Annotated in this window: 13 protein-coding genes; 6 read left to right on the plus strand and 7 right to left on the minus strand. The window is 70.4% G+C overall.

Annotated features, from left to right (window positions below):
- The first annotated feature begins 16 nt into the window (after window positions 1-16).
- Entirely contained in the window at window positions 17-790 is a 774-nt protein-coding gene (locus SY2F82_RS35585; protein WP_200423233.1) for an IclR family transcriptional regulator, read from the plus strand.
- 108 nt (window positions 791-898) lie between these two features.
- On the plus strand, window positions 899-2,356 hold the full coding sequence (locus SY2F82_RS35590) for a penicillin-binding protein 2 (protein ID WP_200423234.1): 1,458 nt from the start codon (window positions 899-901) through the stop codon (window positions 2,354-2,356).
- Window positions 2,357-2,441: 85 nt separating this feature from the next.
- Here the strand turns inward: SY2F82_RS35590 and SY2F82_RS35595 are convergent, their stop codons facing one another.
- On the minus strand, window positions 2,442-3,893 hold the full coding sequence (locus SY2F82_RS35595) for an NCS2 family permease (RefSeq protein ID WP_200423235.1): 1,452 nt from the start codon (window positions 3,891-3,893) through the stop codon (window positions 2,442-2,444).
- Window positions 3,894-4,148: 255 nt separating this feature from the next.
- On the opposite strand from SY2F82_RS35595, the gene SY2F82_RS35600 reads away from it, so the two are divergent.
- The 3 genes from SY2F82_RS35600 (at window position 4,149) to SY2F82_RS35610 (ending at window position 8,001) form a co-directional block, all read left to right on the plus strand.
- Window positions 4,149-4,706 carry a SigE family RNA polymerase sigma factor gene (locus tag SY2F82_RS35600; protein ID WP_200423236.1) on the plus strand — a complete coding sequence of 186 codons (558 nt, stop codon included), beginning with the start codon at window positions 4,149-4,151 and terminating at the stop codon, window positions 4,704-4,706.
- Entirely contained in the window at window positions 4,703-5,563 is an 861-nt protein-coding gene (locus tag SY2F82_RS35605; protein WP_200423237.1) for a hypothetical protein, read from the plus strand. The genes SY2F82_RS35600 and SY2F82_RS35605 overlap by 4 nt, the downstream gene beginning before the upstream one ends.
- A gap of 227 nt (window positions 5,564-5,790) precedes the next feature.
- Window positions 5,791-8,001, plus strand: coding sequence for a family 43 glycosylhydrolase (locus SY2F82_RS35610; RefSeq protein ID WP_200423238.1), 2,211 nt, complete (start codon window positions 5,791-5,793; stop codon window positions 7,999-8,001).
- On the opposite strand, the gene SY2F82_RS35615 is transcribed toward SY2F82_RS35610, so the two are convergent.
- The 4 genes from SY2F82_RS35615 to SY2F82_RS35630 all read right to left on the minus strand — a co-directional run bounded on the left by SY2F82_RS35615 (window position 7,994) and on the right by SY2F82_RS35630 (window position 12,384).
- Entirely contained in the window at window positions 7,994-8,791 is a 798-nt protein-coding gene (locus SY2F82_RS35615) for an HAD family acid phosphatase (RefSeq protein WP_200423239.1), read from the minus strand. The two genes, SY2F82_RS35610 and SY2F82_RS35615, sit on opposite strands and share 8 nt — an antisense overlap.
- 292 nt (window positions 8,792-9,083) lie before the next feature.
- Window positions 9,084-10,805, minus strand: a complete 1,722-nt coding sequence (gene araD / locus SY2F82_RS35620; protein ID WP_200423240.1) for an L-arabinonate dehydratase — start codon at window positions 10,803-10,805, stop codon at window positions 9,084-9,086.
- Entirely contained in the window at window positions 10,802-11,710 is a 909-nt protein-coding gene (locus SY2F82_RS35625; RefSeq protein ID WP_200423241.1) for a dihydrodipicolinate synthase family protein, read from the minus strand. Before SY2F82_RS35625 ends, araD begins: the two co-directional genes overlap by 4 nt.
- Window positions 11,707-12,384 (minus strand): GntR family transcriptional regulator, encoded by a 678-nt coding sequence (locus SY2F82_RS35630; protein WP_200423242.1) that lies wholly within the window; start codon window positions 12,382-12,384, stop codon window positions 11,707-11,709. Before SY2F82_RS35630 ends, SY2F82_RS35625 begins: the two co-directional genes overlap by 4 nt.
- Before the next feature lie 302 nt (window positions 12,385-12,686).
- Here SY2F82_RS35630 and SY2F82_RS35635 point away from each other — a divergent pair, with 302 nt between their 5' ends.
- Complete coding sequence (locus SY2F82_RS35635) at window positions 12,687-13,919, plus strand: MFS transporter (protein WP_200423243.1); 1,233 nt, start codon at window positions 12,687-12,689, stop codon at window positions 13,917-13,919.
- On the opposite strand, the gene SY2F82_RS35640 is transcribed toward SY2F82_RS35635, so the two are convergent.
- Both SY2F82_RS35640 and SY2F82_RS35645 read right to left on the minus strand, forming a co-directional pair.
- Window positions 13,856-15,019: a hypothetical protein gene (locus tag SY2F82_RS35640; RefSeq protein ID WP_200423244.1), complete on the minus strand. Its 1,164-nt coding sequence runs from the start codon at window positions 15,017-15,019 to the stop codon at window positions 13,856-13,858. The two genes, SY2F82_RS35635 and SY2F82_RS35640, sit on opposite strands and share 64 nt — an antisense overlap.
- Window positions 15,016-15,957 (minus strand): 5-dehydro-4-deoxyglucarate dehydratase, encoded by a 942-nt coding sequence (locus SY2F82_RS35645; protein ID WP_200423245.1) that lies wholly within the window; start codon window positions 15,955-15,957, stop codon window positions 15,016-15,018. The genes SY2F82_RS35640 and SY2F82_RS35645 overlap by 4 nt, the downstream gene beginning before the upstream one ends.
- Between the last annotated feature and the right edge of the window lie 264 nt (window positions 15,958-16,221).

Genomic DNA, 16,221 nt, shown 5'->3' on the forward strand with positions numbered 1-16,221 from the left:
GAAGGGGTCAAGGGCGATGTCGGCAGGCGAGACAGGCGGCGGGGCGCAGGTCAAGTCCGCGGTGCGGACGGTCGAATTGCTCGAGTACTTCGCCGGCCGCCCCGGCATGCACTCGCTGGCCTCCGTGCAGGAGGCCGTCGGATACCCCAAGTCCAGTCTGTACATGCTGCTGCGCACGCTCGTGGAGCTGGGCTGGGTGGAGACGGACGCGACGGGCACGCGGTACGGCATCGGGGTGCGGGCGCTGCTGGTCGGCACGTCGTACATCGACGGCGACGAGGTGGTGGCGGCGGCCCGCCCGACCCTGGACCGGCTGTCGGACGACACGACGGAGACGATCCACCTGGCGCGCCTCGACGGCACGAACGTGGTGTACCTGGCGACCCGCCAGTCGCAGCACTACCTGCGGCCCTTCACGCGGGTGGGGCGCCGGCTGCCCGCGCACTCGACGTCGCTGGGCAAGGCGCTGCTGAGCACGTACACGGACGAGCAGGTCCGCAAGATGCTCCCGGAGACGCTCCCGGCGCTGACCGAACACACCATCACCGACCGTGAGAAGCTGATCGAGGAGCTGCACCAGGTCCGCGAGCAGGGCTTCGCCGTGGACCGGGAGGAGAACACGCTGGGGCTGCGCTGCTTCGGGGTCGCGATCCCCTACCGCACCCCGGCCCGCGACGCGATCAGCTGCTCGGTCCCGGTGGCCCGCCTGACCCCGGCCCACGAACAGATGATCAAGGACGCCCTGTTCGACGCGAGGGACCGTCTGACGCTCGCCACCCGGAGGCTGTGAACCGTCGAGGTCGTGCTGACGCCGGACGCCTGAGCCGTTCATGAGCGCGGGATGAGAAATGGGGCGTTCGGGAACGGTCCGGCCCGTCCCGTTCGTCTTCCTGGCGCGATGAACAAGACGATCAGACGCGCCTCCGTCTTCGTGCTGGCCCTGGTGTTCGCTCTGCTGGTCAGGGCCACCTGGGTGCAGTTCTACGACGGCAAGGCGCTCGCGGACGACAAGGACAACCGGCGAGGCGCGATCGAGACGTACGCGCAGCCGCTGGGGAACATCATCGTGGCCGGAAGGTCGGTCACCGGCTCGGCCCGGACGACCGGCGGCGACCTCGCGTACAAGCGCACCTACACCGACGGCAAGCTGTACGCCGCGGTGACGGGCTACGCCTCGCAGAGCTATGCGCCCACCCAACTCGAAGGCATCTACCAGGACCTGCTCGACGGCACTGATCCCCGTCTGAAGACCGTCATGGACACGATCACCACCCAGCGGGCCGAACCGGGCAACGTGGTGACGACGATCGACCCGGACGTGCAGAAGGCGGCGTACGACGCCCTCGGCGACAAGAAGGGCGCCGCCGTCGCGATCGACCCGAAGACCGGCCGCATCCTCGCTGTCGTGTCGACCCCGTCCTACGACCCGTCGTCGCTGACCGACGCCAACACCGCCGGGGCCGCCTGGAGGCAGCTCAACGCCGATCCGGACAAACCGCTCACCAACCGCGCGCTGCGCCAGCCCCTGCCACCGGGATCGACGTTCAAGCTGGTGGTGGCGGCGGCCGCGCTGGAGGACGGGCTCTATTCGTCGGTGGACCAGAAGACGGTCAGCCCGAACCCGTACCGGCTGCCGCTGTCGACCGACGACCTGTCCAACGAGAACCCCTCCGCGCCCTGCGAGAACGCCTCGATCCGGGTGGCCCTGGAGTACTCGTGCAACAACGTCTTCGCGAAGATGGCCGTCGACCTCGGTCAGGACAAGGTGAAGGCGATGGCCGAGAAGTTCGGCTTCAACGACGACCAGCTGGACGTGCCGGTGCGGGCGTACGCGAGCGTGTACCCCTCGAAGATGGACCGGGCGCAGACGGCCCTGTCCGGTATCGGCCAGTTCGACGTGACCGCGACCCCGCTCCAGATGGCCATGGTGTCCGCCGCTCTGGCCAACGGCGGTGAGCTGGTCAGCCCGCACATGGTGTCGCAGATCACCGACAGCGGCGGCGATGTGCTGAAGAACTACGACAACGACACGTCACCGAAGCGGATCGTCAGCTCCTCGACCGCGGCCCAGCTGGAGTCCGCCATGCAGACGGTCGTCGAGAAGGGCACGGGTACGAACGCGCAGATCCCGGGTGTCACCGTGGGCGGCAAGACCGGTACCGCGCAGCACGGCGAGAACAACAGCCAGGTGCCGTACGCCTGGTTCACGGCGTACGGCAAGTCCGACGCGACGGGCGAGGAGGTCGCGGTCGCGGTGGTGGTCGAGCAGTCGGACGCGGCGCGTTCCGAGGTGAGCGGCAACGGGCTGGCGGCTCCGGTGGCCAAGGCCATGATGCAGGCGGCGCTCAAGAGTTGAGCACTGGAGGCCCCCGGCCGGTGATACCCCGGCCGGGGGCCCGGCCCGCGGCCGGGCCGCAGTCGAATGCGGCGTCCCGCGGGAACTACCGCACGCCGAGGATCTGCTCCACCGGATCGATCGCGAAGTACACCAGGAACAGCGCCGAGACGCCCCACAGCAGCCAGTTGACCTCCTTGGCCTTGCCGAGGACCGTCTTGATGACGACGTACGACAGGAAGCCGGCACCGATGCCGTCGGTGATCGAGTACGTGAACGGCATCGCGGCGATGGTGAGGAACGCCGGGATGGCGATCTCGTACCGGTCCCAGTCGATGTGCTTGACGTGCGTCATCATCAGGAAGCCGACCGCGATGAGGGCGGGCGCCGCCGCCTGGAGCGGCACGATGGTCAGCAGCGGCGTGAGGAACAGCGCGAGGCCGAACAGGCCGCCGGTGACCAGGTTGGCGAACCCGGTGCGCGCGCCCTCGCCGACGCCGGCGGCGGACTCGATGTACGCGGTGTTGGAGGAGGCGGAGCCCACGCCGCCGGCGATCGCGGCGGCGCCGTCGATGAACAGCACCCGGCCGATGCCCGGCACCTGGCCCTGCTCGTCGAGCAGCCCGGCCTCCGCGCTGATGCCGACGATGGTGCCCATGGCGTCGAAGAAGTCCGACAGGATCAGCGTGAAGATCAGCAGGACGACGGTGATGGCGCTCGTTTCGCCGAAGGCGCCGAACAGGCTGAAGTGACCGACGAGCCCGAAGTCGGGGGCCGCCACGACCTTCTCGGGGAGCTTCGGGGTGGTCAGGCCCCAGCTCTTGATGTCGGCGCTTGCGTTGATGGCGATCGCGACGACCGTCATGGTCACGATGCTGATCAGGATGGCGCCCTTCACCCTGCGCGCGAGCAGCGCGATGGTGAGCAGCACGCCGAGGCAGAAGACCAGGACGGGCCAGCCGGTCAGGCGCCCCACGGCGCCCAGTTGCACCGGCACGGTGGTGTTCGCGGCGTCCGGGATGCGGCTGACGAACCCGGCGTCGACGAAGCCGATGAACGCGATGAACAGACCGATGCCGACGCCGATGGCCTGCTTCAGCTGCTGCGGGATCGCGTTCATGATCGCTTCGCGCAGTCCGGTGAGCACCAGGACGCAGATCAGGACGCCTTCGATGACGACGAGGCCCATGGCGTCGGCCCAGCTCATCAGGGGAGCGAGTTGGAAGGCGACGACGGCGTTGAGGCCGAGGCCGGCGGCGATGGCGAGCGGCAGGTTGCCGCCGACACCCATGATGATCGTCATCACACAGGCCACCAGCGCGGTGGCCGTGACCAGTTGGCCGGTGTCCAGCTGGTGACCGAACTTGTCCTTGGCGCTGCCCAGGATGATCGGATTCAGGACAAGGATGTAGGCCATCGTGAAGAACGTGGCGAAGCCGCCGCGTATCTCACGACCGAAGGTGGAGCCCCGTTCGGAGATCCGGAAGAACCGGTCGAGGCCGTTGGCCGCCGGGGGCGCGGCACTTGGCCGGTCGGCCACCTTCTGTGTGTCGGGCATGGCAGTACTCCTTGTTGCCTGTTGAACCGGTGCGGGATGCTGGCTGGATTGTTCCCGTGGTGAACCCGTTTCAGGTTTTCACCGTGTTACGAAATCGGAGAATTCGGCCCGCCATACGACGTTCGAAGCTTCGTACTAACGCTGCTACGCTTCCGGATCTCGTCCCGGACCGCACTCCGGACGTCCACATGGCACTTACATCACATCCACAGGTGCCCGCAGAGGTGCCGGAGCCGCAGCGAGGAGAGGTCGCCCGTGGGCACTGTCGTCGACGACGCCGCCTCCGTGGAGTTCCACGCCTTCTTCGAGCGGCACTACGCCGAACTCGCCCGGCTCGCCCATCTGCTGACCGGTGAGGCGGACGCCGCGGACGATCTGGCGGCCGACGCGCTGCTCGCGCTGTGGCACCGCTGGGACCGGGTGCGCGCCGCCGACCACCCGGTGGCGTACGCGCGCGGGGTGGTCGCCAACCTGGCCCGCACCCGGATCCGCAGCGCGGTGCGCGAACGCCGCCGGATCACCCTCTTCTGGTCGCAGCGCGAGGAGAAGACCGAGAACCCGGACGTCCCGGCGGTCGTGGACGTCCAGGAGGCCCTGCGCCGCCTGCCGTTCCGCAAACGGGCGTGCGTGGTGCTGAGGCACGCCTTCGACCTCTCCGAGAAGGACACGGCGCTCGCGCTCGGCATCTCGGTGGGTACGGTGAAGAGCCAGACGTCGAAGGGGATGGCCGAATTGCAGCGGCTCCTGGGCACCGTCGAGGCGCCTCGGCGCGTTCACGCCGCGGTGGTGCGCACTGGAGGGAGGGACCGATGACTACGCCGCGGGACGTGCACGACGAGCTGCGCGCCAGGCTGCACGCGGCGGCCGAGGCGCATGAGCCCGACCGCGCGCGCATCCTGGCCCGCGTCGAGCGCGGCATGGCCGCGCCGTTCCGTCCGAGCCGCCGGGCCACGCGTCCGCCGCTGTGGGGCTGGGTGCGGGTCATGGGCGCCACGGCCGGGGTCGCGGGCGTCCTCGCGGTGGGCGGCTACGCGGTCGCCTCGGCGGTGAAGGACGACACCCCCGCCCAGCAGACGGTCGCCGTCTCGCCCACGCCGACCCCGTCCCCGGCCGCGACGAGCCGCGCACCGGTGGGCCCGGCGGGGCCGACCCCGGGCAAGGGCGCGTCCCACGCCCCGGGCAGGCAGAGCCCTTCGGCGTCGGCCTCCCCGAAGGCCCCCACGACCGCGACCACCCCGCCGGCCGCCTCCGGCGTCCAGGACGGTCCGCTGTGGTCGGACGGCTCGGTGGACCCGCACAGCAACGATTTCTGGGCACAGAGCAACCTGACCCTGAAGACCAGCGAGCGGCTCACCTCGCTCACCGTCGAGCTGAAGGTCGCGCAGACCGGCGGGGTGTCCTCGACGGGCTCCTGGCGGTCGCTTCCGGAGCAGGACTTCACCTTCACGGTCGCCGAGAAGGACGGCTTCCTCGTCTACACCTGGGTGCTCGATCAGGGCCGTACGGTCCCCGCGGGCCAGTGGGTGTTCGCGGGGCAGTACGACCACGACCGCGGCGGCCGTGACGCCAGGGGCGACAGCTACACGATGACGGCGACGGCGGGTGGTGAACACCTCGCGGTGAAGGGCGGCTTCGCCGCGCACGGCGACGGCGCGAGCGGCGACTCGTAACAAGCGGCGAGCAGGAGCGCACGAGGACGCCCCCGCCGGTTCCGGTCGGCGAGGGCAGTACCTGGTCGTCGCCGTGGCCCAGGAGGGTTGCCGCACCAGGCCCGAAAGCGATCGAAATTTTCGGTCCCCCGCACCCCTCACGCACCGATTGACGTTCTGTCCCCCACTGGTGACACTCCGATGGCAGTGCAGCCAACAGAATCCATCAGACTTCCACAGGATGTGTCATGCGACCCCGCACCGCCCGCACGCTCCTGGTCCCCCTCCTCGCCCTCCTGCTGGGCCTGCTCGCCGCGCCGCCCAGCCCCGCACACTCCGGAGCACCGCCCGTGAACCACCCCGAGTACGCCGGCTACCTCTTCGCCTACTTCACCGGCGAGGGCACTGCCGACGGCGAGCAGATCCGCTACGCGCTCAGCCGCGGCAACGACCCGCTGCACTGGCGGGAGCTGAACGGCGGCAAGCCGGTGCTGACGTCCACGATCGGCGAGAAGGGCCTGCGCGACCCCTTCGTCATCCGCTCCCCCAAGGGTGACAAGTTCTACCTGATCGCCACCGACCTCAGGATGTACAAGAACAGCAGTGGCAGCTGGGACCACGTCCAGCGCCACGGCAGCAAGTCGATCATGATCTGGGAGTCCACCGACCTGGTCCACTGGACCGACCAGCGCCTGGTGAAGGTCGCGCCCGACAACGCGGGCAACACCTGGGCGCCGGAGGCCTACTGGGACGACTCGCTCGGCGAGTACGTGGTCTTCTGGGCCTCGAAGCTGTACGCCGACGACGACCCGGACCACACGGGTTCGACGTACAACAAGATGCTCTACGCGACGACGAAGGACTTCCGCACCTTCAGCGCGCCCAAGGTCTGGGACGACCCCGGCTACTCGGTGATCGACTCCACGGTGGTCAAGTACAAGGACACCTACTACCGCTACACCAAGGACGAGCGGGACCCGTCCTCCAGCTCCCCCTGCTCGAAGTTCATCACCGCGGAGAAGTCGACGTCGCTGACCTCGACGAAGTACGACTTCGTCGCCGACTGCATCGGCAGCGGCGCGATGGACCGCGGCGAGGGCCCGACGGTGTTCAAGTCCAACACCGAGAAGAAGTGGTACCTGTTCATCGACGAGTACGGCGGCCGGGGCTACGTCCCGTTCGAGACGACCGACCTGGACTCGGGCAAGTGGATCCCGTCCACGAACTACCAGCTGCCGGCGAGCCCCCGGCACGGCACCGTGCTCCCGGTGACGCAGGCCGAGTACGACCGGCTGCTGGCCGCCTACCCGGCGACCGGCACCTCGGTGGTGGACGCGACGGCACACGGCCAGAAGGGGTACGCGATCGTCACCGAGGCGTCGAGCAAGGTGGTCCTGCCGATGGACCCGGGCGCGGACCTGCGGCACCTGGCTCCCAAGCTGTGGCTGGGCGAGGGCGCGACCATCACCCCGCCCTCCGGTACCCGCCGTGACTTCCGCACCCCGCAGACGTACAGCGTCACGGCCGCCGACGGCACCAAGCGCACCTGGACGGTGGAGGCGGTGCCGACCCGCAGCCCGGTCCTGCCCGGCCTGACCGCCGACCCCGACATCGCCTACCTGGACGGCCAGTACTGGATCTACCCGACGAGCGACGGCTACAACGGCTGGAGCGGCACCAGCTTCAAGGCGTACTCGTCGAAGGACCTGGTCCACTGGAAGGACCACGGCGTGATCCTGGACCTCGGCCCGGACGTCTCCTGGGCGGACACGTACGCGTGGGCGCCGACGATCGCCGAGAAGAACGGCAAGTACTACTTCTACTTCTGCGCCGAGCAGCAGATCGGCGTGGCGGTGGCCGACTCGCCCGCGGGCCCGTTCAAGGACGTGCTGGGCAAGCCGCTGGTCGCCAAGGGCGGGAGCCTGAAGGGCCAGATGATCGACCCGGCGGTCTTCACGGACGACGACGGCCAGTCCTATCTGTACTGGGGCAACGGCCACGCGTACGTCGTCCCGCTGAACGCGGACATGGCGTCGTACGACGCGTCCAAGGTGAAGGAGATCACCACGGAGAACTTCCGTGAGGGTTCCTTCGTGATCAAGCGCAACGGCACGTACTACTTCATGTGGTCCGAGGACGACACGCGCAGCGAGAACTACCACGTCGCCTACGCCACCGGCCCGTCCCCGCTCGGCCCGTGGACCAAGCGGGGCACCATCCTGTCCAAGCGCCCCGAGTACGGCATCCTCGGCACCGGGCACCACTCCGTGGTGAACGTGCCCGGCACCGACGACTGGTACATCGTCTACCACCGGTTCGCGCTGAACGGCCCCGGGAAGTCGGGCGGGGACGGCATGCACCGGGAAACGACCGTCGACCGCATGGAGTTCGCGGCCGACGGCACGATCAAGCCGGTGGTGCCGACCCTGCAGTCGGTCCCGCCGGTGCGGCCTAGCTGACGAAGTACGTGGGGTTGGGCAGCTTGTACGTCCGGCCCGTGTAACCGCCGTCGAGGTCGGAGTACTGGTCGCCGAAGTCGGCGACGATCTCGTACCCGAGGTCCTCCTCGATGTGCTTGCGGGTGCCGGACTTGTACTGGACGGTGGTGCACTTCCAGGCACCCGGGGCGGCACAGCCGCTCAGGTAGGACGGAGGGTTGGCCGCGTCCTTGAGGAACATGTGGTCGGCGTCGAGGTTCACATCGGCGCCGACCTTCTTCAGGTTCTCGACGGCGGCGGAGCGCTGCGCCTCGCTCAGCCCCGAGTTGTAGAAGACCTCGACGCCCTTGGAGGCGGCGTACCGGACGAGATCGGGGCTGCCGAACACCGCGGGACGGTCCGCCTTGTTCACGTACGCGGCCCAGGTCGCCGAGTTGTACGTGTAGTTGTAGCGCTTCTCGTAGTCGAGGCTGAGCAGCAGCGTGTCGTCGATGTCGAAGACGACGGCCGGCTTCTCACCCCTGTGGTGCGCCTTGCGGGCGGCCTTGTCGATGTAGCGCTTGGCGTCGGCGTCGATGCGGGCCAGGTCCTTGGCGTACGGGCTGTCCGGGGACGCCTGGTAGACGCCGTCGGCGTCGGCCGTGGTGCCGTAGTAGGTGTCGATGTCCTTCACCAGGAGCCCGATGTTGTAGGGCTCGTGGGTGGAGTTCGCCGTCGACTGACCGGCGGTGGCCGCGCCGGCGCCGTAGAGCGCCCCGCCGGCGACGGCACAGGCGGCGACGAGGGCCGCGATACGAAGTGGCTTATGCATGACAGGTTTTCTACGCGCGTCACCACCGTGAGCGCGAGGCCCGTTGCCCGATCGATACCTTCCCGACCGGCCAACGGGCCCAACGCGCTGCCCCTCCCGGGTCAGTTCATGGTCGCGCCATGGTGGTGCTGCCCGTGGTCAGGAAGGTCGTGTCAGGCAGGGAGCCGTCAGCGAGTACAGGAAGCGCTCGCTACGGTACGCATGGGTGAAGCGCTTCGACAGTGGTACCGAGGTGCTCGGTACCCCGGGACCTGCGGTGGTGCGTGAGCAGGCCCGGGGGTCGTGCGGTGTGTCAGCCGGCGTACGGGTCCGGGACCTGACCGGGCCGGGCCAGGAACTCGAAGTCGCAGCCGGTGTCGGCCTGGGTGATCTGGGAGGCGTAGAGCACGCCGTAGCCGCGCTCGTAGCGCACGGGCGGCGGTGTCCACTCCGCCCTGCGGCGCCCGAGCTCCGCGTCGTCCACGTTGAGCCGAAGGGTGCGGGCCTCGACGTCGAGGGTGATGCTGTCCCCGGTGCGCACCAGGGCGAGCGGTCCGCCGATGTACGACTCGGGCGCCACGTGCAGCACGCACGCGCCGTAACTCGTGCCGCTCATCCTGGCGTCGGAGATTCGCACCATGTCCCGCACGCCGTGCTTGAGCAGGTGGTCCGGGATCGGCAGCATCCCGTACTCGGGCATCCCGGGGCCGCCCTTGGGTCCCGCGTTGCGCAACACGAGCACGCTGTCGGCGGTGATGCCGAGGTCCGGGTCGTTGATGGTGCGCTGCATGGTCCGGTAGTCGTCGAAGACGACCGCGGGACCTGTGTGCTTCAGCAGGTGCGGTTCGGCGGCGATGTGCTTGATGACGGCGCCGTCCGGGCAGAGGTTGCCGCGCAGGACGGCGACGCCGCCCTCGCGGGCGACCGGGTTGTCGCGGGGCCGGATGACGTCGTCGTTGTGGACCTGGGCGCCCGCGATCTGCTCGCGCAGGGTGTCGTGGGACACCGTCGGCCGGTCCAGGTGCAGCAGGTCCGGGATCCGGGAGAGGAACCCGGGCAGGCCACCGGCGAAGTGGAAGTCCTCCATCAGGTACCGCTCGCCGCCGGGCCGGACGTTGGCGAGCACGGGGACCGTGCGCGCGATGCGGTCGAAGTCGTCGAGCGTGAGCTTGACCCCGGCCCGTCCGGCCATGGCGATCAGGTGGATGACGGCATTGGTGGAGCCGCCGAGCCCGAGGACCGTCGTCACCGCGTCCTCGAACGCCTCAGGGGTGAGGATGTCGGACAGCTTCCGGTCCTGGTGGACCAGTTCGACGATCCTCAGGCCGGCGGCGGCGGCCATCCGGTCGTGCCCGGAGTCGACGGCGGGGATGCTGGAGGCGCCCGGGATCGTGACACCGAGCGCTTCGGCGGCGGCCGTCAGCGTGGACGCCGTCCCCATCGTCATGCAGTGCCCGGGCGACCGGGCGAGGCCGCTCTCCAGCTCCTGCATCTCGCAGTCGCCGATGAGGCCGGCGCGCTTGTCGTCCCAGTACTTCCACATGTCGGTGCCGGAGCCGAGGACCTCACCCCGCCAGTGGCCCGGCAGCATCGGCCCCGCGGGCACGAAGACCGTGGGCAGGTCGACGCTCGCGGCGCCCATGAGCAGCGCGGGCGTGGACTTGTCGCAGCCGCCCATCAGCACGGCCCCGTCGACCGGGTAGGACCGCAGCAGCTCCTCGGTCTCCATCGACAGCAGGTTGCGGTACAGCATCGGGGTCGGCTTCTGGAAGGTCTCGCTGAGCGTGGAGACCGGGAACTCCAGCGGGAAGCCGCCCGCCTGCCACACGCCCCGCTTCACGGCCTGCGCGCGATCCCGCAGATGCACATGACAGGGATTGATGTCGGACCAGGTGTTCAGAATGGCGATGACGGGCTTGCCCAGGTGCTCCTCGGGCAGATAGCCGAGCTGACGGGTGCGGGCCCGGTGGCTGAAGGAGCGCAGTCCGTCAGTGCCGTACCACTGGTGGCTTCTGAGCTGTTCCGGCTTCTTCATACGGACCACCCGGCGGCTATGGCGGCGACCTCCGCACGCCTCTCCTCGGGCAGCGCCCTGCTCGGCGGGCGCACGTCCCGGCGGCACAGGCCGAGGGAGGCGAGGGCCTCCTTGACGACGGTGACGTTGTCGGCGGAGCCGTTCGCCGCGCGCAGCTCCTCGAAGCGGCGGATCTGCTCCCAGACCTTCATGGCGGCCGGGTAGTCGCCCGATCGAAGCGCTTCGATCATGTTCAGCGAGACGGAGGGGGCGATGTTCACGAGCCCCGAGGTGAAGCCCGTGGCGCCCGCCGAGAAGTAGGAGGGCGCGTACGGTTCGGCGAGGCCGGCCACCCATACGAACCGGTCCAGACCGGCGTCGCGGGCGAAGGCCGCGAACTTCGCGGCGTCCGGGACGGCGTACTTCACCCCGATGACGTTCGGGCAGTGGTCGGCGAGCTCGGCGAGCCGCGCGCCGGACAGCTGGGCGTTGCGGATGTAGGGCACGACGCCCAGTTCGGGCACGGCCTCGGCGATCGCGCAGTGGTAGTCGACCCAGCCGGCGGCCGAGACGTACGGGTGGACGGGCTGGTGGACCATCACCATCCGGGCGCCGAGCTCGCGGGCGTGCCGAGCGGAGGCCACGGCGGTGGGCACGTCGTGCCCCACCCCGACCAGGATGGCGGCCCGCTCTCCCGCCTCCTGCACGGTCAGTTCGGTGACGAGGCGCCGCTCCTCCGGGGTGAGGGCGTAGAACTCGCCGGTGTTTCCGTTGGGCGTCAGGGTCCTCACCCCGCCGTCGAGCAGGCGACGCAGCAGGGCCCGGTGGGCGTCCTGGTCCACGCGGCCGTCCTCGGTGAACGGGGTCACCGGGATCGCCACCACGTCGGCCAATGCCGTCCGCTGGGTCTCGAACGTCGTTGTCATGCCTGACCGTCCTCTCCCTGGGCCTCCGGCTCCGCCCCTTCGGTCGCGGGGAAGGCCCGTCGCACGAACGACGCGATGTGGGCGTGGAGGGCGCTCGCGGCCCCGTCGGCGTCGCCTCCGAGGGCGAGCCGCAGGATCTCCCGGTGCTCGGTGGCCTCCCGCTCCCAGGAGGGGTCGGCGGCCCAGGCGACGGCGGAGACGAGGGCGGCCTGGTCGCGGACCTCGTCGAGCATCCGGCCGAGCAGCGGGTTGCCGCACGGCAGGTACAGGGCGCGGTGGAACTCCCGGTTGGCCAGGGAGCGTTCGGCGGTGTCGCTCGCCTCGTCGGCCCGCTTCAGCGCGTCGCGCGCGGCGTCCAGGGAGGCCCCGCGCCGCACCGAGCGCCGCAGCGCCTCCGGCTCCAGGAGCAGCCGGACGTCGTAGACCTCGCGCGCCATGTCCGCGTCCACCATGCGCACCGTGACGCCCTTGTACTGGCTCATCACGACGAGCCCGGTCCCGGCCAGGGTCTTGAGCGCCTCGCGCACAGGGGTCTTGGACACCCCGAACTGTGCGGCGAGTTCGGTCTCCACCAGGGCCTGACCGGGTGTCAGCTGCCCGGTGAGGATGCGGTGTTTGATCCCCTCCAGCACGTACTGCGTGCGGGAGGGGATCGGCGTGGGCACAGAGGTCATGCGCGCCTCTCGGATGTCGCGTATGTGATGTCGCGTATCTGATCTCGCGTATCACGTCTCATATATGACGTACGAAGTACGACGCGTCGAAGGTAAGAGCGGTCCTGTGTTTCGTCAATGCTTCCGACAAAGGGAGCTGCGGCATCGTGTGGGTGACGGGCGGTCACTCGACGCGTATCGCTCCCAGGGGCACAAGTGACGATGTTCCAACAGATTTCCGTCCGGCACGGCCCCCGACCCGGGCGCTTCTAAGGCACCTGCCCGATCCCGTCCCCGTGTCCTTAGAGCCACGATGACCGGGCATGACGACGACATGGACGGGGGCGCGCGTGCTGCGCGACCGTGATGCGGGGCTCTGTCTGGCCGGGGTGGTGGTGTCCGGCTTCGGCACGTCGGCGCTGTGGTTGGCCTCCGGCGTGTGGGTCAAGGACCTCACCGGCTCGGACGGCCTGGCCGCGCTGTGCCTCCTCGCCCTGTGGGCGCCGGTCCTGGCCGGCCCGGTCCTGGGCACGCTTGCCGACCGCGTCCGCCGCAAGCCGCTGCTGATCGCCGTGAATCTCGGCCTCGCGGCCCTCCTGCTGACGCTCTTCACCGTCCACTCCCGGGACGGGCTGTGGCTGCTGTACGCGGTCCTGTTCGTCTACGGGGCGGCCGGGATCGTGCACGACGCGGCCGAGTCGGCGGTGGTCGCCGCCGCCGTCGACGGTTCGCTGCTCGGCGACTTCAACGGACTGAGGATGACGGCGACGGAGGGCATGAAGCTCGTCGCCCCGCTGGCCGGCGCGGGGATCTACGCGGCGTACGGGGGTCCCTGCGTGGCGTTCCTGGACGCCGTCACGTTCGTGCTCGCCACCGGCCTGTACGCGCTGCTGCGGGTCCGCGAGGACAGACCGGAGCCGCCCACCGCCGGGTGGCGCGCCCGGACCGTCGAGGGCACGCGTCATCTGTGGCGGCACGAGCGGCTGCGGCCGCTGGTCCTGGCGGGCGGGACCACCATGCTGTTCGCCGGGCTCAACGGCGCGATGGTCTACGCGGTCGTGGACGGCCTCGGCCGCTCCCCCGCGTACGCCGGGGTGCTCTTCGCCGTCCAGGGCACCGGTTCGGTGCTGATCGGCATGGTCTCGGGCCCCGCCCTGTGCCGCCTGGGCGAACGCCGGTTCGCGGCCTGCGGCATCGCCCTGTTCGCCGTCGGCGTGGCGCTCAGGGCGATCCCGTCCGACCCGCTGGCGCTGGTGTGCAGCGCGGCCATCGGTGCGGGACTGCCGTGTGTCCTGATCGCGGCGTTCACCGCGGTGCAGCGGGAGACGCCGGGGCCGCTGCTGGGCCGTGCGGCCGCCACGGCGAGCACGCTGCTGTTCGGTCCGAACGCGGTCGGGCTGGCCGTCGGGGCGGGGCTCGTCGAACTGGTCGGCCACCGGCCGGTGCTGGTGGTGCTGGGCCTGGTCGCGCCGGTGGCGGTGGTGCCGCTGCTTCAGAGCCCCGCGAGTGCGTCCCGTACGGCGTCGAGGTCGCCGTCGGACGCCAACCCGGCGTGATAGAGCCGCAGTTCGCTCGCGCCCAGCGCGGCGGCGCCCCGGGCGTCCCGCGCGAGTGTCCCCGGGCTGCCGCCCATGCCGGAGACCACCGTGAAGTTGGCCGCGAGGACGGCACCCGTCCGGTTCTGTTCCGCGAACGGGGCCAGCAGGCCGGCGCCGCCCGTGCAGGGCACCACCGCACCGTCGGCCACGGACAGGATGTGCGCGGGGTCGACGCCTGCGTTGGCGCCGCAGTGGTACGGGACCGGGTCCGCGTGCAGCAGCACCTGGAAGCCCTCGGGCGCGGCCGCCCGGACCGCTGCCACGGCCTCCTCCTGGAGCGTGCGGGCGGTGGTGTCGCGCCACGCGCGCGTGGCGGCCGCTTTCTCCTCACCGAGGAGCTTCTCGACGCCCGCCCAGCCCCCGTCGGAGGGCGCACCGCGCCACACCGGCTCCAGCGCTGCCCGTACCGCCGCGGCCAGTTCCCCGGCATCCTGACCATGCCGTCCGTAGCCCTCACGGCAACTCGGGCAGAAGCACAGGGACATGAGGTACTGCCCGGCGTCCCCGAGCGTGACGCCGCCGATCTTGTCGTGGGCGTGCAGGTGGGCCAGTCCGTACCAGCCGAGCGATTCGAGCTCGGTGCCGCGCGCGCCGGGCCGTACGGCCGCCTCGGCCGCCAGGTCGACGAGGTACGCGCGCGTGGCGGGCTGCGCGATGCACGGCGCCCAGGGATAGCGGTCACCGTAGGCGTTGACCACGGAGGTGCCGGGATGCTCCTCGCCCATGCGGGAGTTGTGCGCCAGCACCACCCAGGTGTGCACCTCGAGCCCGGCCGCGGTGAGCGCGCGGGCCGCCTCGCCGAAGGCGTCGCCCGGGGCCCAGTCGCCGGCCGGCCAGGGGCGCAGGGTGCGGCCCTCCCAGCGCGCGTCCGCCGGGTAGAGCACGGCCGCATGGCGGGCGGTCACGATGCGGTGGTGCGGGTGCCGGGGCGTGAGGGCGCGTGTGGAGTGGTACGCGGAGGCGAGGGTCGCCTGCCGGACGCCCAGCGCGGCGATGCGGTCGGGGGCCTCGGGGTCCCCGTTGACGTCCCAGGGGTAGACGAACGCCGACGCCTTCACATGCCCTCCTCGAGCAGCGCGTGCCCGTGGTCGATCAGAGCGGCGAGCTGTTTGACGTGGTCCTCGGACGGCTCGTGCAGGGGCGGCCGCACCTCGCCGACGTCGAGTCCGCGCAGCCGTACGCCCGCCTTGACGAGGGAGACGGCGTAGCCGCGGCCGCGGGAGCGCAGTTCGACGAACGGGCGGTAGAAGCCGTCGAGGAGCCGGTTCACGGTGGTGTCGTCGCCGGAGGTGAGCGCGCGGTGGAAGGCGAGGGCGATCTCCGGGGCGAAGCAGAACACGGCGGACGAGTACAGCGTGACGCCGATGCCGCGGTAGGCGAGCTGGGTCTGTTCGGCGGTCGGCAGCCCGTTGAAGTAGAGGAAGTCGCCCGGGACCTCGCTGCGCACGGCGCTGACGATGCGCTGCATCAGGTCCAGGTCGCCGAGCCCGTCCTTCAGGCCGATGACACCGTCCGTACGGGCGAGTTCCACCACCGTCCCGGGTGTGAACACGGCGTTGTCGCGCTGGTAGACGACGGTCGGCAGCGAGGTCGCGGCGGCCAGCTCCCGGTAGTGCCGCAGCAGCCCCTCCTGGCCCGCGACCACCAGGTAAGGCGGCATGGCGAGCAGCCCGTCCGCCCCGGCGTCCTCCGCGAGCTTCGCGTAGCGCACGGCGAGCGCGGTCCCGTAGCCGGCGCCCGCCACGACCGGAACCCGTCCGTCGGTCGCCTCGACGGCCGCCCGTACGCAGGCCTCGAACTCCTCGGGCGTCAGCGCGTGGAACTCACCCGTGCCGCAGCACGCGAACACGGCGGCGGCGCCCGCCTCAACCCCCCTGCGCACATGGGCGCGGTAGACGTCGAGCGCGAGGGAGCCGTCGGGCCCGTACGCGGTGACGGGGAAGAACAGCGGCCCGCTCGGGATGCCGAGTCGAGCGGCGAGAAGGGCTGACGTCACGGGCTCTCCCTTGAACAGGCGCTCCTACGCGGACCGACGCGCGCTCCCGAGTGGACCACACCCCGGACAGGTGACCACCACACCCCGGATAGGTGCACGCTTCTGATCCGTGTCCATATTTCTGAACGAATCCACGCTATGGGGCCGCCTCGGGGCGGGTCAAGCGCGCAACCAGGCAAGTCAGAGGTGGATTCCGCACTTCCGCGCCCCACTTGACGGGCCGGGCCGACGCTCCTTAGCGTGTCCATGAATGTGAATCCTGTG

It is taken from the genome of Streptomyces sp. Y2F8-2 (assembly GCF_014905555.1).
Classification (GTDB): Bacteria; Actinomycetota; Actinomycetes; order Streptomycetales; family Streptomycetaceae; genus Streptomyces; species Streptomyces cynarae.

Coding starts and splice junctions, on each gene's coding strand:
- SY2F82_RS35585 (WP_200423233.1), top strand. CDS start 17: ATGTCGGCAGGCGAGACAGGCGGCGGGGCGCAGGTCAAGTCCGCGGTG.
- SY2F82_RS35590 (WP_200423234.1), top strand. CDS start 899: ATGAACAAGACGATCAGACGCGCCTCCGTCTTCGTGCTGGCCCTGGTG.
- SY2F82_RS35595 (WP_200423235.1), bottom strand. CDS start 3,893: ATGCCCGACACACAGAAGGTGGCCGACCGGCCAAGTGCCGCGCCCCCG.
- SY2F82_RS35605 (WP_200423237.1), top strand. CDS start 4,703: ATGACTACGCCGCGGGACGTGCACGACGAGCTGCGCGCCAGGCTGCAC.
- SY2F82_RS35610 (WP_200423238.1), top strand. CDS start 5,791: ATGCGACCCCGCACCGCCCGCACGCTCCTGGTCCCCCTCCTCGCCCTC.
- SY2F82_RS35615 (WP_200423239.1), bottom strand. CDS start 8,791: ATGCATAAGCCACTTCGTATCGCGGCCCTCGTCGCCGCCTGTGCCGTC.
- araD (WP_200423240.1), bottom strand. CDS start 10,805: ATGAAGAAGCCGGAACAGCTCAGAAGCCACCAGTGGTACGGCACTGAC.
- SY2F82_RS35625 (WP_200423241.1), bottom strand. CDS start 11,710: ATGACAACGACGTTCGAGACCCAGCGGACGGCATTGGCCGACGTGGTG.
- SY2F82_RS35630 (WP_200423242.1), bottom strand. CDS start 12,384: ATGACCTCTGTGCCCACGCCGATCCCCTCCCGCACGCAGTACGTGCTG.
- SY2F82_RS35635 (WP_200423243.1), top strand. CDS start 12,687: ATGACGACGACATGGACGGGGGCGCGCGTGCTGCGCGACCGTGATGCG.